This window comes from Mycobacterium sp. pV006, from assembly GCF_041287115.1.
In the GTDB taxonomy this organism is placed as follows: domain Bacteria; phylum Actinomycetota; class Actinomycetes; order Mycobacteriales; family Mycobacteriaceae; genus Mycobacterium.
In genome coordinates, this window is the sequence record NZ_JBGGKT010000002.1 from 549,220 (window position 1) to 568,430 (window position 19,211).

11 protein-coding genes and 1 pseudogene are annotated in these 19,211 nt (G+C 69.0%); 3 read left to right on the forward strand and 9 right to left on the reverse strand.

The window, feature by feature from the left end:
• Positions 1-26 precede the first annotated feature (26 nt).
• From ACAG25_RS05950 to ACAG25_RS05960, 3 genes are read left to right on the forward strand one after another with little or no spacing between them, the layout of a single operon-like run.
• On the forward strand, positions 27-944 hold the full coding sequence (locus ACAG25_RS05950) for a DUF4331 family protein (RefSeq protein ID WP_370487372.1): 918 nt from the start codon (positions 27-29) through the stop codon (positions 942-944).
• A 45-nt stretch (positions 945-989) separates the two neighbouring features.
• Positions 990-2,309, forward strand: coding sequence for a serine/threonine-protein kinase (locus ACAG25_RS05955; RefSeq protein ID WP_370487373.1), 1,320 nt, complete (start codon positions 990-992; stop codon positions 2,307-2,309).
• Positions 2,306-2,833 (forward strand): VOC family protein, encoded by a 528-nt coding sequence (locus ACAG25_RS05960; protein ID WP_370487374.1) that lies wholly within the window; start codon positions 2,306-2,308, stop codon positions 2,831-2,833. Before ACAG25_RS05955 ends, ACAG25_RS05960 begins: the two co-directional genes overlap by 4 nt.
• On the opposite strand, the gene ACAG25_RS05965 is transcribed toward ACAG25_RS05960, so the two are convergent.
• The 9 genes and pseudogenes from ACAG25_RS05965 to ACAG25_RS06005 form a co-directional block, all read right to left on the reverse strand.
• A complete protein-coding gene (locus ACAG25_RS05965; RefSeq protein WP_370487375.1) occupies positions 2,834-3,970 on the reverse strand; it encodes a transporter substrate-binding domain-containing protein in 1,137 nt (378 codons plus the stop codon).
• A 52-nt stretch (positions 3,971-4,022) separates the two neighbouring features.
• Entirely contained in the window at positions 4,023-7,145 is a 3,123-nt protein-coding gene (locus ACAG25_RS05970) for an arabinosyltransferase domain-containing protein (protein ID WP_370487417.1), read from the reverse strand.
• Positions 7,146-7,243: 98 nt separating this feature from the next.
• Positions 7,244-10,477, reverse strand: a complete 3,234-nt coding sequence (locus ACAG25_RS05975) for an arabinosyltransferase domain-containing protein (protein WP_370487376.1) — start codon at positions 10,475-10,477, stop codon at positions 7,244-7,246.
• Positions 10,478-10,498: 21 nt separating this feature from the next.
• Positions 10,499-13,756: an arabinosyltransferase domain-containing protein gene (locus ACAG25_RS05980; RefSeq protein ID WP_370487377.1), complete on the reverse strand. Its 3,258-nt coding sequence runs from the start codon at positions 13,754-13,756 to the stop codon at positions 10,499-10,501.
• The gene (locus ACAG25_RS05985; RefSeq protein WP_370487378.1) at positions 13,722-15,596 is read right to left on the reverse strand and encodes a galactan 5-O-arabinofuranosyltransferase; all 1,875 of its coding nucleotides are present in this window, start codon (positions 15,594-15,596) and stop codon (positions 13,722-13,724) included. The genes ACAG25_RS05980 and ACAG25_RS05985 overlap by 35 nt, the downstream gene beginning before the upstream one ends.
• On the reverse strand, positions 15,596-16,360 hold the full coding sequence (locus ACAG25_RS05990; protein ID WP_370487379.1) for a decaprenylphospho-beta-D-erythro-pentofuranosid-2-ulose 2-reductase: 765 nt from the start codon (positions 16,358-16,360) through the stop codon (positions 15,596-15,598). The genes ACAG25_RS05985 and ACAG25_RS05990 overlap by 1 nt, the downstream gene beginning before the upstream one ends.
• A complete protein-coding gene (locus tag ACAG25_RS05995; RefSeq protein WP_370487380.1) occupies positions 16,361-17,743 on the reverse strand; it encodes an FAD-binding protein in 1,383 nt (460 codons plus the stop codon).
• Positions 17,744-17,775: 32 nt separating this feature from the next.
• Positions 17,776-18,171, reverse strand: a complete 396-nt coding sequence (locus ACAG25_RS06000) for a GtrA family protein (protein WP_370487418.1) — start codon at positions 18,169-18,171, stop codon at positions 17,776-17,778.
• 35 nt (positions 18,172-18,206) lie between these two features.
• Positions 18,207-19,211 (reverse strand): annotated as a pseudogene (locus ACAG25_RS06005) (HNH endonuclease); the annotation flags it as partial.

A 19,211-nucleotide genomic window follows, 5' to 3' on the forward strand; every position in this document is an offset into this window, starting at 1 on the left:
GATCGACGTGCGGTTGGATGGAGCGCGTGTCGACTGATTTCACCGGGCTCAGACGAGGCGCGCCGCTGGGTGACCCGCGGCTGGATCTGTGCGACCTGTACGTCTTCCGTTCGCCTCAGGATCCCGAACGTACTGCGCTGATCCTCACGGCCAACCCGGCCGCCGGCCCGATGTGTCCCGGCGCGGTGTACCGCATCGCGATCGACAACGACGGCGACCTGCGCAACGACATCGCGTTCAACTTCGTCTTCAGCGAGACCTACGGCGCGCAGTCCGCACCGAAGCAGCGGGTCGACGTGTATCTGGCGCTGCAGGCCGACGCCCGCGTCGACGCCGCGGCCGGGTCGCGGATCTTCGGTGATGTGGAGGTGTCCTTCGACGCGACGCCGCGGATGTGGCAGTCCGGTTCGTACTACCTGTTCGCCGGGGTGCGCGCCGATGCGTCCTTCGCCGACACGAACATCATCGCGATGGCCGTGGAGCTGCCGACGGCCTATCTGGGCGCCGAGCCCGACGTCCGGATCTGGGCGCGGGCCAGCCTGCTGCGCGACCGGGAGTGGATCCACGCCGACCGCGTCGGCCATCCCTGGGTCAGCGGTTTCTTCACCACCGAGGACGAGTTGGCCGAGTACAGCTCCGGGGAACCCAACCAGGACCGCACCCGCTGGATGGCCCACCTGATCGAGCTGATGGCCGAGACCGGCGGCTACACCCGCGAGGACGCGGTCGCCGCGATCGAGGCCGAGGGCACGCTGCCGGACATGCTCACCTACAACCCGTCCAAGCCGGTCGCGTACCCCAACGGCCGCACCCTGACCGACGACGTCGCCGACTACCGGTCGAAGTTCCTGACCAACGGTCGGAAAGGTTTCTCGGGACTGAGCGAGCCCACCGGTCTGCTGCCGGAGTTCCCCTATCTGGGTGCTCCGACCGATCGCCCCTGACAGCCTTCCCTGACACGGGGGCCACTTCGACATTAGGATTCGCCCATGCCGCTCAGCGACGGCGAGGTGATCTCGGGCTACACGATCGCGCGGCTCTTGGGGGCGGGCGGTATGGGCGAGGTGTATCTGGCCAAGCATCCCCGACTGCCACGTTATGACGCACTGAAGGTGCTGTCGGCCAGTGTGTGCGCCGACGAGGAGTACCGGCAGCGGTTCCACCGCGAGGCCGAGATCGCCGCGACGCTGTGGCATCCGCACATCGTCGCGGTGCACGACCGGGGCGAGTTCGAAGGTCGGCTGTGGCTCTCGATGGATCACGTCGAGGGCACCGACGCGGCGAAACTTCTGGCCGAGCGGTATCCCGGCGGGATGCCGCCGGATCTGGTCGCGCGCATCGTGTCGGCCGTCGGGGAGGCGCTGGACTATGCGCATCAGCAGGGACTGCTGCACCGCGACGTCAAACCCGCCAACATCCTGATCGCGGACCCCGAGACCGAGAACGAACGGATCATGCTGGCGGACTTCGGGATCGCCCGCCGCGTCGGCGAGGTCAGCGCGCTGACCGGCACCAACATGACCGTCGGGACGGTCGCCTACTCGGCGCCCGAACAGTTGACCGCCGACGAGCAGATCGACGGGCGCGCCGACCAGTACGCCCTGGCGGCCACCGCGTTTCAGTTGCTGACGGGTTCCCCGCCGTTCAAGCACGAGAACCCGGCCATCGTGATCAGCCGGCATCTGACTGCGCAACCGCCGTCGATCGCCGACCACCGCCCCGAATTGTCTTCGCTGGGACCGGTGTTCGGGAAGGCGCTGGCGAAGTTACCGTCCGACCGCTTCGACCGTTGCGTCGACTTCGCGCGTGCTCTGGGCAACCGCAGTGCGGTCGACCGGCCGGGATCGGCCGCCGATCCGGAGGCGACGGTGTATGCGCGTGCCGCGGCGCCGCGCACGCCGCGGCGGCGGTGGGTCGCGGTGGCCGCCGCGACGATTCTGGCGCTGACAGCGGTGGCCGGGGTGGTCCTGCTGGCGCAGTACGAGCGACGTGAGGGCCGCGCCGAGGCGACCGGTTCGGCGCCGGGGGCGGTGGCTCTGCCGGTGGTGGTCGTCGGCGCCGACTGCGCGACGTTGGGCGCGGCCGGGATCACCGAGGCGGGCGAACCGGCGTACTGCGCGCGGTTGGCGTCGTCGGGCGCACCGCTGTGGTCGAAGTATCCGGGCGAGATCGCCCACCCGTCGGCCCATCCCACGGCCACCGCCGACGCCCCGGTGCTGGTGTGTGTGGAGCAGACCGGCCGCAGTCAACTGGACTGCCACAACGACATCCTCGCCGAGAACACCGACCCGGAGGCCAACGACAGATGAGCAAGGGATTTCCGCCGGGGCCGGTGCGGCAGATCGGGTTCGTGGTCACCGACGTCGACGAGGCGATTCAGTCGTGGCTGCAGCTCGGCGTCGGCCCGTGGTTCGTGATGCGCGGAGTCCCCGCCCGGGTCGACTACCGCGGCCGACCCTGCGAGGTGGTCCAGTCGATCGCCATGGCCAACACCGGCGATCTGCAGGTCGAGCTGATCCAGCAGGACGACGACACCCCGAGCATCTTCACCGAGTTCCTGGCCGAGCACGGCCCCGGTTTCCATCAGATCGCCTACTGGGCCAAGGATTTCGATGAGGCGATCCGGTCGGCCGAGGAGGCGGGGCTACCGGTGGTGTGGTCCGGCGGTGACGAGAACACGGTCCGGTTCGCCTACCTCGAACCTCCCGCCGGCCCCGTCGCGATCGTGGAGATCATGGTGCTCAACGACATCACCCGGGCAATGGCCGAGCTGGTGCGCAGCGCCGCGCAGGATTGGGACGGTAGCGACCCCATCCGGGATCTGAAGATCTGATCAGTTGGTGTCGCCGGCGGTCGCGGCGATGGCGTCACCGAACCACTTCTCCTTGATCAGGTTGTAGGTGCCGTCTTCGCGCATCCGGAACAGGGCCTGGTTCACCGGTTTCCGCAACGGGCTGCCGATGTCGAACACGAAGCCCTGGTTCTCCTCCTGGAACACCGGGCCGGCCAGCACCGCCACGCCCTCGCCGCGGTGGGCGACGTAGTAACGCAGCACCGGGGAGTCGAACACCACGGCGTCGTAACCCTCTTCGCGCAGCAGGTGGTAGGACTCCTCGATGGTCCGGGTCTCAGTCGCGGCGATGCCCATGCCGCGCAGGAAGTCCGCGGCCGTGGTGTCGGCCACGGTGGCCACCGCCTTCTCGTAGAGGTCGGCCGGACCGGTGATCTTCGCGTCGAGCTTGGCGACGGTCAGCGTGGCGCTGAGGTTGGCGGTGTAGAACGACACGAAGACGATGCCGGCGAAACCCCACAGGATCGCCATCGCCTGGGTGATGGCTTTCGACGCGGTGGTGCTGTTCTTGCCGACCAGCGATCCGATGCCCCAGCTGAACGCCTGGATGATGCCCGGGAAGTAGGCGCGGTCCACCACCGGCCGGGGACCGCGCCGTTCGATCAGCCAGAACAGGTGCGCGGGCAGCACGCTGACCACCACGGCGGCGCTCAGCCAGATCAACATGGTGCGCGACAAGAGCAGGTCGAGGTAACCGCCGAGGCCCGGCACCGCCGGCCGGGTGTCATGGACCGGCACGATGATCTGCAGCCCGCCGTCGAGGGTGGGCTGGGAGAAATCGAAGCGCTGCTCACGGTCGGCGGTCAGCGAGATCGCGCCGATCGCCACGTCGGCGCGCCGCTCGGCCACCATCGAGAGCTGCCCGTTGACGTTGTCGGTGGTGGTGAACTCGGTCTCCCGGCCCAGCCGGCGGGCGACCTCGTTCCACACGTCGATGCTGAACCCGGTCAGTTCGCCCGCGTCGGTCTGCATGACGAACGGTTCCAGCGTGTGGATGGCCACGGTGACCGGCGGCTCGGGTTCGGGTTCGGGAAGCCCGGGCTGGCCGCCCGCCGCGGGGGCCAAGAGCAGACCCCCGATCAAGAGGGTCAGTACCAGGACAAACCGGCGCGCACCCAAGATCGCCTACTCCTCACATGGTCCGCCATCCTGCACCCTACCGTCGGGTACGTTACGGCTGGATCCGGATCGGTCCGGGGGAGTAGAGGCCGGAGTGGGTGGTCTCGCCCAGCTCGATCTCGGCCGGTTCGGCGTCGACGATGGTGTCGAAGCGACGCAGCGATCCCCAGTCCTGACCCCAGTCGCGGGACAGGTAGGTCGACATCACCGAGGCGCGCAGCAACAGGTCGGTGATCCCGAGCAGACCGCCGTTGATGCCGTCCTGCCAGGTGTCGGTGCTCTGCAGTTTGGCGTAGTAGTCCGGGGAGATCCGGAATCTCGGCACCTCGGTGACACCGTTGGCGTGCAGCATCGGTTGCTGGCACGGGAATGCCAGCCCGACCGCCCAGTCCATCAGCACCGGTTCGTCGGAGCCGACGTACTCCTGCACCGACTGCAGTTCGGGCACACGTGGTGGCGTCACCGCGATCCAGTCGCCCTGGCCGAGGTTGAGGTCCTCGGCGATCACGCGGACGGCGACCGCGTCGGCCGGGACGGCCTCGCGCGGGTAGCGCAGGTTGCGCCACGACGGTGTCGGGCCGATGTCGTACGGCTGGACGCGGCCCGCGGGAACGGGTGCGCCGTCGGGTCCCGGGGTGGCGTATTCGAGTTCGACGGTCTGACCGGAGCTCACGCCCTCGGCCACGCTGCGTCCGGCGATCGTCCCGGCCGCGGTGATCACCACGAGCGGGTGCGCGTCGTCCGGTGCCGGCAGCGCGTACCAGGACGAGGCCAGTTTGGCTTCCTGTTGCGCTGCTTCGGAGTACGTGCCGGCCACCGGGACCCGGGCGGGGTCCAGGCCGTAGGGCAGCGGCACCGTCGAGCCGTTGACCCCCGGCTCCGACAGCTCGATCGGCCGGTTCCAGTCGTAGTCGGTACCGGGCTGCGGATTGTTCAGCCGGATGGCCTCGGCGATGATGCGGTCGGGAACTCCGTTGGGGGAGAAGCCCGTCGGGTTCGCGCCGCCGAGTGCGCCGAGCGGCCCGGTCGGCTGGCCCGGAAGTGGTTGCAGGAAGCCCGCGTTGGAGTCGGGTTCGACCAGGACGTCGTCGGCGAGTCCGCAACCGCCGACGAATGCGCGGATGTTGGCCCACCCGTTGGAGTAGGTCGGGTACTGGCGGACCATTCCCATGGCCATCGAGGCGACCATCACCACGACCATGAAGCCGGCGGCGATCGGGATCGGTGCCGCGGTCAGCTTGTCGACCACCCGGGCGCCCCGTCCCGGTGACAGATGCAGCAGGAAAGCCCACACCGCGGTCACGACGAACAGCGCGAAGAACACGGCACTGACGGTGATGCCGCCGAGCTGGGGCACCGAGTTGTTGTACGGCACACCGAAATTCGAGACGTACCACCAGCCGTTGGTCGACGCGAAGCACAGGGCGAGCACGAAGAACACCAACGCCAGGAACACCATCCGGTTACGTGCCGAGCGCAGCACCGCGCGCGACACCAGCACCGTGGCCAGCGCGGCCATCGCGCCGCCGACCGCCGCGAACAACCCGAAGTGGTGGATCCACTTGGTGGGGGTGAACATCAGGAAGAAGATCGTCGCGAAGATCACGCCCATCAACCGCCAGGCGGGTCCGCGGGCCACACCGGGCACCCGTTTGCGGCGCAGCATCATGAACAGCGACGGGAACAGACACATCGCGGTGAACAGGAACGCGAAGCGGCGTGCCACGGCCCCGTCGGTGGTCTGCAGTACCAGGTAGTAGTAGCGCAGGTTCTCGGTGTACCACTCCTGGCTCGGCCCGATCGCGGTCCGGATCCTGGTGGCTTCCAGCACCGTTGCCAGCGTCTGGTCGGCGAACACCACGGCCAGCACGATCGTGCCCGCGGCCAGCAGCGGCGCGAGCAGCGGCCACGTCCCCACCCATTGCCGACGGCGCATCAGGATCCGCAGGATCGGTCGACCACCGGCCACCAGCGCGGCCACCGCGATCAGCCCGGTGGGTTGGATACCCAGGGTGAACGCCGCGGTGATGATCGCGAACGCGGCCGGTGTGAGCCGGCCGGACCGGATGGCGCGCTCGATCAGCACGTAGGTCACCAGCGCGCCGGTGGCGATCTGACCCTCCGGGCGCAGCCCGTTGTTGAACGGCATCCACGCACCCAGCAGCACCAGGCCGGCCGCCCACAGTGCGGGGCGACTGGCCGCCACCGCGGGTCCGAGGCGGGGCAGCACCTCGCGGGAGAGCAGCAGCCAGCAGATCAGCGAGCACACCAGGTCGGGCAACCGCATCCAGATGCTGGCGGTGCTGACCTGCGTCATCAGGGCCAGCAGGTTGTAATACCAGCCGAACGGGTCCTCGGGGCTGCCGAACCACCGGAAATAGTTCGACATGTAGCCGGCGTGCTCGGCCACCCGGGCCATGCCCAGGATGTAGCCGTCGTCGGAGGAGTTGGCGCCGATGACGTACCAGAGCGCGAAGCCGCCGACGACCGCCCCGTCGACGGGGGTGACGGTGCGCCAGCGGGTCGGGATGAGGCGCTGCATGCGCCGACCGTCGAGCCGGTCCAGCCGCCACAGCGCCAGCAGCGCGATCGCGGTGCAGGCGATGGCGAGCAGGATCGCGGCGAGCTTGAGCGCGGTGGGTTGCGTGGTGAAGCGCGTATCGATGGTCGCCGACAGCGACAGACCGGGCGGTGCGGGGCCGACGAGGTCGGTGAACACGCCCACGATCGCGGGCCGTAGGTTCGGGTCCGGGTAGCCGGTGCGCTGCGGCGAGCCCGCGTCCTCACCCTCCTCCTGGGTCAGGCCGACGAACTCGGCGTACGTCCCGTCCAGGTTCGACGTGATCTCGATGGTCGAGCAGCCACCGAGGCGGTCGCGCTCGACGCTGGCGACCACGACGTTGCGCACGATGACGTCGACGCGCGACTCGGTGACGTTGACCAGCATCGCGTTCAATGCCGCGTCGCGGCCTTCCGCCGGTGCGGTGCCCAGCACCAGGCCGCCGTCGGCGCGCATTCCGGCCACCACCTCGCACGGGATGGTCGCGGTCAGGTCCACCGGCGCCTGGGAGATCAGCGGGGCGGTGACGTTGTCCAACTCGCCCTGCTGCGGCCAGTTCAGCGTGGCGGTGGTCTGGGTGACGGGCAGCAGCGGCGTCGCGATGGCCAGCAGCATCCCGAGCAGACCGGCGATCGTGGCGACCCAGCGCGCCGTCTTCACATCACTCACGGCAGGACCCGATTTGCCGTTCACGGCTTTACCCGAATTGCCGTTCACGGCAGCGCCCTGATCGGTCCGCCGCGACTCCACCCGAACACCCGCGTCGTTCCCTCCTCGATCACCGCGTTCGGCGCCTCGTCAGCCGGCACCACCCGCAGGTAGCGCTCGATCGAACCCCAGTCGCGGTACCAGTCGCCCCGCAGATAGGTCGGGATCGTCGCCGTGCGCAGCAACGCCTGGATGAACAGGAACGGGCCGCCGTCCTCGGCGGACTGCCACTGGTTCGACGACGCCACCATCTGCTTGAAGTTCGGCAGGATCCGGTACTCCGGCAGCTCGGCGACCCCGAGGTGCTGGGCGAATGGCCGCTGACACGGGAAGTTCGACGCGGTCGCGATGTCCATCAGGACCGGGGTCTGCGAGCCCAGGAAGTCACTCGCGGTCTCCAGCACGGGCACCCGCGGTGGCGTGAACGCGAACCACTGGTCCTCGGACAGGTTCGGGTCGTCGGCGACGATGCGCACCACGTTGGCCTCCGGCGGCGCCCACGACAGCGGGAAGCGCAGGTTGCGCCACGCCTTCTGCTGGAAGATGTCGATCGGCTGCACTTCGTTGAGCGCCTGGTAGGTGCCGTCGGGTCGGTGCACGCCCCACTGCAGCTTCAGGGACTGCCCGTAGTTGAAGGAGCCGTCTTCCTCGTAGTACCAGATCGCGCCGGCCGCGGCGACGGTCACCAGCGGGCGTTCGGGGGTGCGGGGCGGCAGCTGGTACCAGGCGGAGGTGGCCTCGGCCGCGATGGTGTTCTCGTCGAAACTGCCCATCACCGGTACCCGGTCGGGATCCAGCCCGAACGGCAGGAACACCCGGGAGCCGTTGACGCCCTCCGGTCCGTACCCACCGCCGGTGCCCGCGGCGTAACCGACGCCGATGTTCGGTTTGTCGATCGGACCGTCGGAGTTCACCGTTCCGGGGTTGGCGGCCACCGGTTCGGCGGGTTCGAGGGTGTCGCTGACGCCGTTGGGGGTGAACCCGACCGGATTCTCACCGCCGAGCGGGCCGTACTGGCCGTACCGCTGGCCGGGCACCGGCTCGAGCAGCCCGGCGTTGGTGTCGGGTTCGACGAGGACGTGGTCGGCCATCGCGCAACTGGTGTCGGAGGTCAGCGCCGCCAGGTTGGCCGCGCCGGTGGTGTAGACCGGGTAGCGCCCGACGGTGGCCTTGACCATCGAACCGATTTCGAGCACCACCATGATCGTCGCGACGACCAACAGCGGGGTGGACGCCAGCGCACGGTTGCGCCCGGTGTCGGCGACCTCGGTGTGGCCGGCGTAGTCGATGCGGAAGTGCAGCCACCCCGCCAGCAGGCCGCAGGCGATGGCGAGCACCAGGAAGATGGTCGTCACCGGGTAGCCGAAGATCACCGGCTGTTTGTCGAACCACGGGACCCCGTAGTTGCCGACGTAGAACCAGCCGTTGATGCCGGAGGTCGCCCAGGCCAGCACGAACAGCAGCGCGGTGACATACAGCGCGAGGTTGCGTCGCGAATGCAGCCCGACCCGGGCGAACGCGAACGCGGTGACGCCGCCGAGCGCGCCCGCCAACCCGGCGAACGCCCCGAACTGGATGGCCCACTTGGTCGGGGTCACGGTGAGCAGCAGCAGACCCACCCCGGTGGTGCCCACCAACCGCCACAGCGGCGGGCTGATGGCGCCGGGCACCGAGCCGCGGCGCAGCAGCACCATGATCACACCGAACAGGCACAGCAGCAGGATCAGCACCGCGAAACGCCTGGTCATCGAGCCGTCGACGCTGTCCTCGACGGTCAGGAAGTAGTAGCGCAGGAACTCCTGGTACCAGGGGATCGTCGGTCCGACGACGTACTTGATGCGGATCGACTCGGCGACGGTGGCCAGCGTCTGGGCCCGGAACACGATGACGAATACCAGCGAGGCTGCCGCAACCAGCGGGGTCAGGGTGGCGCCCAGACCGTCGGTGGCCCGGCGGGCCGCGATCAGCCGGGTCAGTGCCCGTGCGCCCGCCAGCAACGGCGCCAACGCGATGAGGCCCTGCGGTGCCAACGTGACGGCGAACATCGCGATGATCACCGCGACCGCGGCCGGCCACAGCCGTCGGGTTCCGATCGCCTGCTCGACGAGCATCCACACCGCGACGGTGGCGAACGCGATCAGCGGTTCGGGACGCAACCCGTTGTTGAACGGCAGCCACGCAACCAGGAACACCGCGGCGGTCGTCCACACCGCGACCTTGTTGTCCGCGATGCGTCGCCCCAGCCGGGGCAGGACGCAGCGACTGATGATCAGCCACGTCGCGATGGCGGCCAGGGTCGCGGGCAGCCGCATCCACACACTCGCGGTGCTGACCGAGGCGAGTTGCGCGAGCACGGCCTGATACCAGTCGAACGGGGCTTCGGACGCGCCGAAGTACCGGAAGTAGTTGGTCAGGTAGCCCGCTTCCGACGACACCCGCGCGATCGTCGCGTTGTACCCGTCGTCGGAGGACGGTGGTCCCACCACGTGCCACACCAGCAGGGCGCCGACGACGCCGGCGTCGGCCAGCCAGGTGGACAGCCCGACCCGTCGCCGCCGTGCACGCAGGCGGCGTCCCGCCGTGCGGTCCAGCACGGCCAGCGCCCCGATCGAGGCGATCACGCACAGCACGCCGAGCACCATCACGGCGGTCTTCAACGCCGTCGGGGAGGTGATGAAGCGGGTGTCGACGTCCACGCGCGCGGCCAGGCCCGCGTCCATTCCGACCTCGAGGTCGGTGAACGCGCCCGCCACCTGTGGACGCTTGTCGACGCTCAACGTGCCTGCCGCACCCGGGATACCGACGAAGTCCGCGCCGACCGCACTGACGTCGGCCCAGATCCGCAGCTCGGAGCAGGCGCCGGCGTCGACGTCGGCGCGCGGCGCGACCGCGGCGACGGTGTCGCGGAACGCGACGTAGACCACGTCGTCGTTGGCGCGGACGAACAGTCCGTTGCGGCCGGCGTCGATGCCGCCGGACGGGATCGTCGAGAACACCACGCCGGCGTCGTCGGGCATGTTCGCCACCGCCCGGCACGGGATGGTGACGGTCAGCGAGCGCGGCGCGCCCGAGACCAGCGGGGCGGTGATGTCACTGACGAACCCGTCGTCGCCGACCGACTGGGGCCAGTTGATCGTCGCGGTGGTCTGGGTGACCGGGAGAAACGGTGTGACCGCACACAGCGCGATCCCCAGCAGCCCCGCGAAGAACGCGACGAGACGAGCGGTGGGGGCGGGCACGAGGGTCGATGGTAGACGGAGTCAGCTCAGGCGCAGCGGCGCCGGGCGCCACAGGCCGCTGCGCGTTGTCGAACCGAGATCCAGTTGCGCGGGTTCGGCGTCGGGGTAGTACGGCGTGAGCTGCTGCAGGGCGCCCCAGTCGCGGAACCAGTCGTGTTTGAGGTACGTCGGCACCGATGTGGCGCGCAGCAGCAGCTCGGTGATGCCGAGCGGACCACCGCCCAGATAGTCCATCACCGGGGAGTTGGCCTCGGCGCCGAACCGGTCGGGCAGGATCCGCCACTTGGGCACCTCGATGACGCCGTTGCGATGGTCGAAGGGCCGCTGGCACGGGAACGCCAAGCCGACGAGCCAGTCCAGCAGCACCGGATCTTCGGACCCGACGACGTCCTGCAGGGTGCGCAGGGTCGGGATACGTGGCGGAGTGACCGCGATCCAGTGCTGCGGGTCCAGGTCGTCGTCGTTGGCGACGACGCGGATGCGGGTGGCGTCGGCGGGGATCGAGGTCAGCGGGGCACGCAGGTTGCGCCACGCCGGGGCGGCGCCGACGTCGGCGAAGTCCACGCTGCCGCCTGGCTCCCCGTCCTCGCGGGCCCACTGCACCACCACTTCGCCCTGGTCGAACCGGCCCGCCGCGGCGATCACCAACAGCGAATCGGTGCGGTCGCCGTCACGCCAGTCGTCGGGCAACCGGTACCAGGCCGAACGCAGGGATGCCGGCTGTTGCGTGCCGGCGCGCCAGCTGCCCATCACCGCGGTGCGCGCAGGGTCCAGTCCGTAGGGCAGCCGGGCGCGCGAGCCGTTGATGCCGGCCGCTGCGGTGGTTCCGCCTTCGGTGCCGGCTTCGCTGCCGGTGACCACGCCGCTGTCGCTGTCGGCGAAGTTGCTCGAACCGGGTTGTTCCATCACCGGGTCTGCGGAGATGTCGGACGGAATCCCGTTGGGACCGAAGCCGTCTGCGAGCTCGCTGCCGAGCGCTTCCCCGGGCGGTACGTCGATCGGGGTGAGCAGTCCGGCCGTGGGGTCCTGTTCGACCATGACGTCTTCGGCCATGCCGCACGTCTTTCCGGTCAGGGCCTCCAGATTCGAGCGGCCCACCGTCCAGGCCGGATACTGGCCGATCATCGCCGCCGTCAGCGACACCACTTCGAAGGTGACCAGCGCCCACGTCGCGATCGCCAGCGGCGCCTGGGCCACGGTTCGCCATCGTCGTCCCCCGTTGGTGGGTGAGCCGTCACGGCCGGAGAAGTGGAACCACGCCGCCAACAGCAGCGCGAGCACCGACAGGCCCAGCAGGATGGTCGTGAAGCCGAACTTCCACTCGGGGAACGAGTTGGACCAGGGGACACCGAAATTGGAGACGTACCACCAGCCGTTGACGGTGGCGAACGACAGTGCGGTGATGAACAGCACCGCCGCGGCGAAGATCGTGCGGTTGCGGCGGGACCGCATGGCCGCGGCCGAGACGGCGACGGCGGCCAGAGCGCCCAGGCACCCCGCCAGGCCGGCGAACACCCCGAAGTGGTGCGTCCACTTCGTCGGGGTGAACATCATCGCCAGGATCGAGATGACGGTGATCCCGATGATGCGTTGGCTCGGGCCTTTCGCGGTGCCCGGGATCCGGCTGCGCCGCAACGTCATCGCGATCGACACCGCCAGCGCCAGCAGCAGGGTCAGCACCGCGAAGCGGCGCGCCACCGATCCGTCGGGACTGGTGGTGAACAGACGTGAGTACCGGATGTGTTCGTCGAACCAGGCCAGACTCGGTCCGACCGCGGACTTGAAGCTGGTGGCGTCGAGTTCGGCGGCCAGCGTCTGGTCCCGGAAGATCAGGAAGATCGTGACGGTGCCGGCGGCCGCGATGGGGGCCAGCAACGCCGAGTAGCCGAACCGCGAGACATGCGCCGCGACGATCGTCTTCAGCGGGCCGATCGCGACCAGCAGCGCGCCGATCGCGGCGATGCCGGTCGGGCCGGAGAACAGCGTCAGTGCCCCGATGATGATGGCGACCGCGACCGGCAGCAGCCGGCTGGTGGCCACGCCGCGCTCCACCGAGCACCAGGTCAGCAGGATGCCCAGCGCGATGATCGGTTCGGGACGCAGGCCGTTGTTCAGGGGCAGCCAGAACGCCAGGAACAGACCGGCGGCCGTCCAGGCCGCGGCGCGGCTGTGCTTGACCGCCGACCCGAGCCGCGGAATGACCTCCCGGCTGATCAACCACCAGCAGGCCAGCGCCATCAGCAGGGTGGGCAGGCGCATCCACACGCTGGCGGTGCTGACATGCGCCCACAGGGCGAGCAGGTCGTAGTACCAGCCGACCGGCGCCTCGGGCGTGCCGAACCAGCGGTAGTAGTTGGCCATGTAGCCGGCGTTCTCCGAGACGCGGGCCATGGTCAGGATGTAGCCGTCATCGGCGGTGTTGGCGCCGACGAAGTGCCACCACACCAGCACGGCGGTGACCAGACCGTCGAGCGGGCGGAACGACCACCAGCGTGACGGCAGGAACCGCTTGTGGCGTCGTCCGTCGGCCCGGTCGAGCACGTGCAGCGCACCCAGCGCGACGACGGTCATCGCGACGCCGATGATCATCGCCAGCAGCTTCAGCAGCGTGGGGGTGGTGCTGTAGCGCGTGTCGATGGTGGCGGAGAACTGCAGGCCGGGCGGCGCGGGTCCGGACAGGTCGGTGAAGACCCCGACGATCTGCGGACGGAAGTCGTAGCCGCCGCGTTCGCCGCGCAGCGGTTCGTCGGGGTTCTCGGCGTTCTCGTTGGCCTGTCCCTGGGTGAGGCCGACGAACTCGCCGGTGACCTTGTCGGCGTGCGCGGTGAACGTCAGCTCACGGCAGTCCGGGCTGAGCACCGCATCCAGCGGAGCGCTGACCACCGGGGTGTTGCGCACGATCACCAGCACGTCGTTGTTGACGCGTTCGATGAGCAGCCCGCGGTCGATGGCCTTGGGGGCCTGCTTGGGCACCGTCGACAGCAGGATGTTGCGGCCGGGCCGGTCCAGTCCCGCGGCCACACTGCAGGGCACGGTGATCTCGAGGTCGGTGGCGACGTAGCCGATCAGCGGAGCGTCGACGCTGGCCAGTACGTCGTTCTGCGGCCAGTTCAGTTGCGCGGTGGTCTGCGTGACCGGCAGCAGCGGCGTGGCGATCGCCAGCAGCGTGCCCAGCAGGCCCGCGACGATCGCGGTCAGCCGCGCGGTGCGGTGGTTACTGCCCCTCACCCGTCGGACCACGGGGCTAGATGGTAATTGGCTTGCGGATGGCCAGCACAAACGGGCCGATCGTGGACACGTCGAAGCGCGGATCGTCGAACAGCGCCTCGTCGAAGGACACGTGGTAGCGGCGCACGTTGGGCTGGTTGGGGTACACGTCCTCGGCCAGACGCAGGGTGAGCGTGTCGTTGGCGCCGCGGCGCAGCAGGAACACCGTCGGCGGCTCCCACGGCAGGTCGTCGAGCGCAGCGATGAACTCGTCGGCGTCGTCCAGCCTGGCCCAGCTCTCGATCGCCGCGGCGCGCTGCTCGAACTGCGCCAGCGGGTTCGCGTAGTGCGACGTCAGGCCCTGGAATCCGTAGTAGGGGTAGTAGGACAGGAAGCTGTAGTCGGCGGTGAGCACCACCGTCTCGTTACGCGGCTTCCCGGTGACGTCCTGGATGCGGTCGTCGACCTTGCGGTAGTACTGCTCGGCTCCGGGTGGCCGGCGGTCGGCGCGTTCGCCGTAGCCGTCGGTGTCGGTGTAGGCGACGACGATGTCCGACCGCAGCACGTCGGGGATGTCCTGGCTGAACGTGACGGCACCCAGCCCGCCGATCACGGTGGCCACCGCGACCACCTTGCCCGCGTTGGTGCGCTGCACCCGCGCCGCGGCCGCGCGGGTCACCTCGAGGAACCCGAAGGCGCCGGCGGCGGCCAACAGGATCGTCAGCGTCGGCTGCAGCCGGAACGACAGCAGCGTGGTGCCCAGCAACGTCGTCAGCATCGACAGCAGCGACCACAGATACACGGTCAGCACGGCGACGGCGAGCGCGCCTGCGCGGGTGGAGGTGCGCGCGTAGACGACCAGCCACATCGTGCCGAGCATGCACAGCGCTCCGAGCAGCGTGAACTGCAGCATTGGGAAGGACAGTTCGGCGCCGTCCTTGGGCAGATAGTGCTGGGCGGTACCGGTTTCGGCGGGGGTGCCGCGGGCGGCGGCCAGCAGGTAGGGGCCCCAGCCGATCAGCGCGAGCAGCCCGGAGATGCCGGCGATGGCGCCCAATCGCAGTAACGGCTCCCAATGTCTGCGGGAGGCGGCGACCAGCAGCGCCATCACCGTCAGTGTCAGGGCGGCATAGGCCAGCAGCAGCGTGTAGAACAGCGCGGCCACGCCGAGGAAGATGCCGGTGCCGACGATCGCGGCCCAACCACCCCCTCTGGTCCCCGCGCGCAGGCCCGACCACGCCAGCACGAAGATCGGCGGCAGCAGCACGGCGATGATGGCGGCGTAAGGCTCGGCCGGGGAGTAGGCCAGCGCCGCGGCCGCGGTCGCGGTGGAGACCACCAGCGCGTACTCGAACCGGATCATGGCGGCCCACAGGACCAGCGCCAGCACGATCGCGATCGTGATGGAGATGATCGACCAGGGCTTGAACATCTCCCAGGCGGGCATGCCGGCCAGGTCGGCGAGGCGGCCACCGAGCCAGAACCAGCCCGGGGGATAGAACGGCGGCAGACCGATGTAGGTCATGTCGTTCAGGGCCGGCGAATCGGCAAGGCGGGTCAGGTATTCGGTGCGGAACTGTTGGTCGACGGAGATGCCGAACAGATACAGCCGGGTGGCTCCGAGCGGCATCGCGAGTGTGACGACCGAGAACGCGGCGAGGAACAGCAGCGCGCCGATCCGCGCCAGAGTGTGGCGTCCGCGACGCCAGAGCAGTCCGCTGGCGAGCAACCCGACCAGACATCCGACCTGGCCGACCGTGGTCAGCGCGTGCAGCTGGTTCGACGAGTTGTAGGCGGGCCATTCGACGCGCGCGATCGCCACCAGACTGACCACCGCGACCGCTACCGCCACGGCGGTCGCGACGACCATCTGGCCTGCGACCTTCGCCGGCGCGGCCAGAGCGCTGCGCATCAGATGGGCAGCTTGCGGAAGATCGGACGGGGGATGTGGCGCAGCACCATCATCACGTAACGGAACGCGCCGGGAGCCCACACCAGCTCCTTGCCCTTGGCCGCCGAGGTGACCGCGAGTTCGGCGACGTACTCCTTGTCGACGGTCAGCGGGGCTTCCTTGACGTGCGCGCTCATCCGGGTGCGTACCTGCCCGGGCCGGATCACCAGAACGCGAACCCCGTACTCGCGCAGGGCCTCTCCGAGCCCGAGATAGAAGCCGTCGAGGCCGGCCTTGGTGGAGCCGTAGACGAAGTTGGACCGGCGAACACGCTCGCCTGCGGCCGAGCTCATCGCGATGATCTGGCCGAAGCCCTGGGCGCGCATCTTCTCGCCGACCAGCACACCGACGGAAACCGCTGCGGTGTAGTTGATCTCGGCGATCTGCACAGCCTTGCGCTGGTTCTGCCACAGCTCCTCGGCGTCGCCGAGCAGGCCGAACGCGACGATGGCCACGTCGATGTCACCGCCCGCCCAGGCCTGGGCGATCACGTTCGGGTGGCTGTCGGTGTCGACGGCGTCGAAGTCGATCACCTCGACCTCTCGTGCTCCGGCCTGCTCGAGTTGTTGCTTGGCGGCGTCGCGCAGCGGGTCACCGGGCATGCAGGCCAGCACCACACGGGCTTTGGCGTCGCGCAGATAGCGCTCGCAGATCGCCAGGCCGATCTCGGAGGTACCGCCGAGGAGCAGGATCGCCTGTGGGTTACCCGTCGCGTCGAACACCATCTACAGCAACTCCAGTCGTCGGGCCATGTCGGAAGCGAAGACCCCATCGGGATCGACCTTGCGACGCACCGAGATCCACTCGTCGATGCGTGGGTACATGGCGTGGAAGGTTTCGGCGGTGGTGCGGGAATCCTTGGCGGTGTAGAGCCGTCCGCCGAACTCCAGTACCCGCTTGTCGAGGCCGTTGAGGAAGGCGTTGAGCCCGGGCGTGATCTGGAAGTCCACGCACACGTTCCACCCGGGGATCGGGAAACTCAGCGGAGCACTATTGCCCGGTCCGAAGAGCTTGAACACGTTGAGGAACGACGGATGTCCTGAGCGCTGGATGTCGACCATGATGCGCTTGAACTCGTCGACGGCCTCGGTCGGCACGACGAACTGGTATTGCGCGAAACCGACTTTGCCGTAGGCGCGGTTCCATTCCCCGACCATGTCGAGGGGGTGGTAGAACTGCGTCAGGTTCTGCGCCTTGCCGCGGTAGGTCTTGCCCATGCGGTACCAGAGCTCGGTCATTGCGCCGAAGGTGTACTTGTTGCCCAGGCCGTTCGGGAACACATCGGGCGCCGTGAAGTATTGCGGCGCATCGAATTTCAGCGGGTCTTTCTGGAGCTTGTCCGGCAGCTGGTCGAGGGTGGCCAGTGATCCGCGGGAGATCACCGCCCGGCCCAGCTTCGGTGGTGCGCTGATCGCGTCGAACCACGCGCTGGAGTAGGTGTAGTTGTCCTCGGTGCCGTCGCTGTGGAAGGCGATGGTTTCGTCGAGGCTGCCGGTGACGTCGCCGTCGGCGATGAAGTAGGCCGTCTCGGTGGGGGTCATCGCGATGGTGGCGCGCAGGATGATCCCGGTCAGACCGTTGCCGCCGACCGTGGCCCAGAACAACTCGCTGTCCGGGCCGGTCGGAGTCAGGTGCCGCACCTGCCCGTCGGCGGTCAGCAGGTCGATGCCACGCACGTGGTTGCCGAAGCTTCCGGCGCTGTGGTGGTTCTTGCCGTGGATGTCGCAGGCGATTGCGCCGCCCACGGTGACCTGTCGGGTGCCGGGCAGCACCGGCACCCACAGTCCGAGGGGCAGCGCGGCACGCATGAGTTGGTCGAGGTTGACGCCGGCGTCGACGTCGACGAGGGCGCCGTCGGCGTCGATGGAGTGGATCCGGTTGAGTGCGGTCATGTCGACGACCAGGCCGCCGCCGTTCTGCGCGTTGTCGCCGTAGGACCGGCCCAGTCCGCGTGCCAGGACGCCGCGTCCCCCTTGGTCGGCGGCGCGGGTGACGGCGGTGGCGATCACCTCGGGGTCTGGCGTCGAAAGGACGTGCGCCACCGTCGGCGAGGTGCGACCCCAGCCGGTCAGCCGTCGCGGGGTCGTCGGGACTTCGGTGCCAAACATCGTCACAGAGGGTACCGGTTGGGGCTGATCATTCAGCGGAGCCGGAAGATCACCGTGCGCTGGACGATGAAGTTGATGACGGTGGCGGTGCCCTGGGCGATGACGAAGGCGACCGGCACCTGCCAGGGCTGATTCTCCCATTCCAGATAGAGCACGTAGTTGATGCCGACCTGCACGGCGTAGGTGATCGCGTAGAGGACGACGACGGCGATGAACCGCGCGGTGCTGGGCGGCGCCTGGAACGTCCACCGCCGGTTGATCAGGTAGGCGGTGGTGGTGCCTGCGATGAAACTGAGGGTCTTGGCGACGTTGACGTGCAACCCGACGGCCAGCAGCGCGACATACAGACCGAAGTCGACGACGGCCGCGAACCCTCCCGTGAGCAGGAAACGCCAGATCTGGGTGCGCAGGCTCAGCTGCGGTGAGATCGGGGGCTCGGCCACCCGGGCAGCTTACGGGCTGCTCAGAACGGGGGTGCGTCGTTGGGTGGTGGGAGGAGTTCGTCTCCGTTGTCGGTCGGGGTTGCTTCGTTGATGCGGCGGAGGACTTGGTTGTAGCGGGTTTGGGCTTGGGCGCGGGTGTATCGCCGCCGGGGCATCATGATGCCGCGTCGTTGGTCGGTGGGTGGTGGGGGTGGTGGCTCGTTGGTCCAGAGGGTGGCGGTGGGTTTGCACAGGGCCGGGAACAGCAGGGCGCTGCCGGGTTTGGTGAGATACGTGTGGCCGGTGGGGCTGACCCATTCGATGGTGCCGTCGGGGTATTGCCGGTCGGTCCAGCCGTCGGGTCCGCACCAGAACGTTTTGAGCAAGTGGTGAAAACGGCAGAGGCACTTGAGGTTTGAGGCGTGGGTGGGGCCGATGGGGTGGGGCACGGTGTGGTCGATGTCGGCTTTGGTGGCTGCGATGTCGCACAGCGGGAAGCGACAGGTCAGGTCGCGGCAGCGGATGAACTCGGCCAGTGCGCGGGAGGGCAGGTAGCGGGGCTCGGCGGGGCTGTCGCCGGGGTGGATGATTTCGCGGATGCGGGCGTTGCTCAGCAGCGGGTGCAGCCCGGCGGCGGGGACCAGTCCGGCGCCGAAGATCAGCGCGGCTTTCGGCGACGACGCGGTCGCCGAGTCGGCCGGGGAAGCCGGCTTTGGCTCCGTGGTGTCCTCAGCCCCGTCCTCGTCCTCGTCCTCGGTCTCGGTCTCGGTCTCGTTCTCGTCCTGCGCGGGGTCAGCGTCGACCTCGGCCTGCGGCGTCGATTGTTCTTCGGCGGGCTGCGGGCGCAGCTCTGCCCGCGAGGCAGAGCCGGCCTCAGTCCCGGACTCAGCCTCAGCCTCAGCCTCAGGCTGGGGCTCGGGCTCGGTGGGTGCGGGTTGGTCTTGCTTTACCGTCTGGGCGGATTCTCTTGCGGTGTGCAGGGTGGTGGTGTCGGTGACGACGTAGATGAAGGTGTTGGGGGTGGGGGCGGGGTTGTTGGCGGCGTG

Excerpts from the sequence above, each read along its gene's own strand:
- ACAG25_RS05955 (WP_370487373.1), top strand. The coding sequence starts at position 990 with ATGCCGCTCAGCGACGGCGAGGTGATCTCGGGCTACACGATCGCGCGG.
- ACAG25_RS05960 (WP_370487374.1), top strand. The coding sequence starts at position 2,306 with ATGAGCAAGGGATTTCCGCCGGGGCCGGTGCGGCAGATCGGGTTCGTG.
- ACAG25_RS05970 (WP_370487417.1), bottom strand. The coding sequence starts at position 7,145 with ATGCTGCTGGCCATCGCGACGCCGCTGCTGCCCGTCACCCAGACCACC.
- ACAG25_RS05985 (WP_370487378.1), bottom strand. The coding sequence starts at position 15,596 with ATGCGCAGCGCTCTGGCCGCGCCGGCGAAGGTCGCAGGCCAGATGGTC.
- ACAG25_RS05990 (WP_370487379.1), bottom strand. The coding sequence starts at position 16,360 with ATGGTGTTCGACGCGACGGGTAACCCACAGGCGATCCTGCTCCTCGGC.
- ACAG25_RS05995 (WP_370487380.1), bottom strand. The coding sequence starts at position 17,743 with ATGTTTGGCACCGAAGTCCCGACGACCCCGCGACGGCTGACCGGCTGG.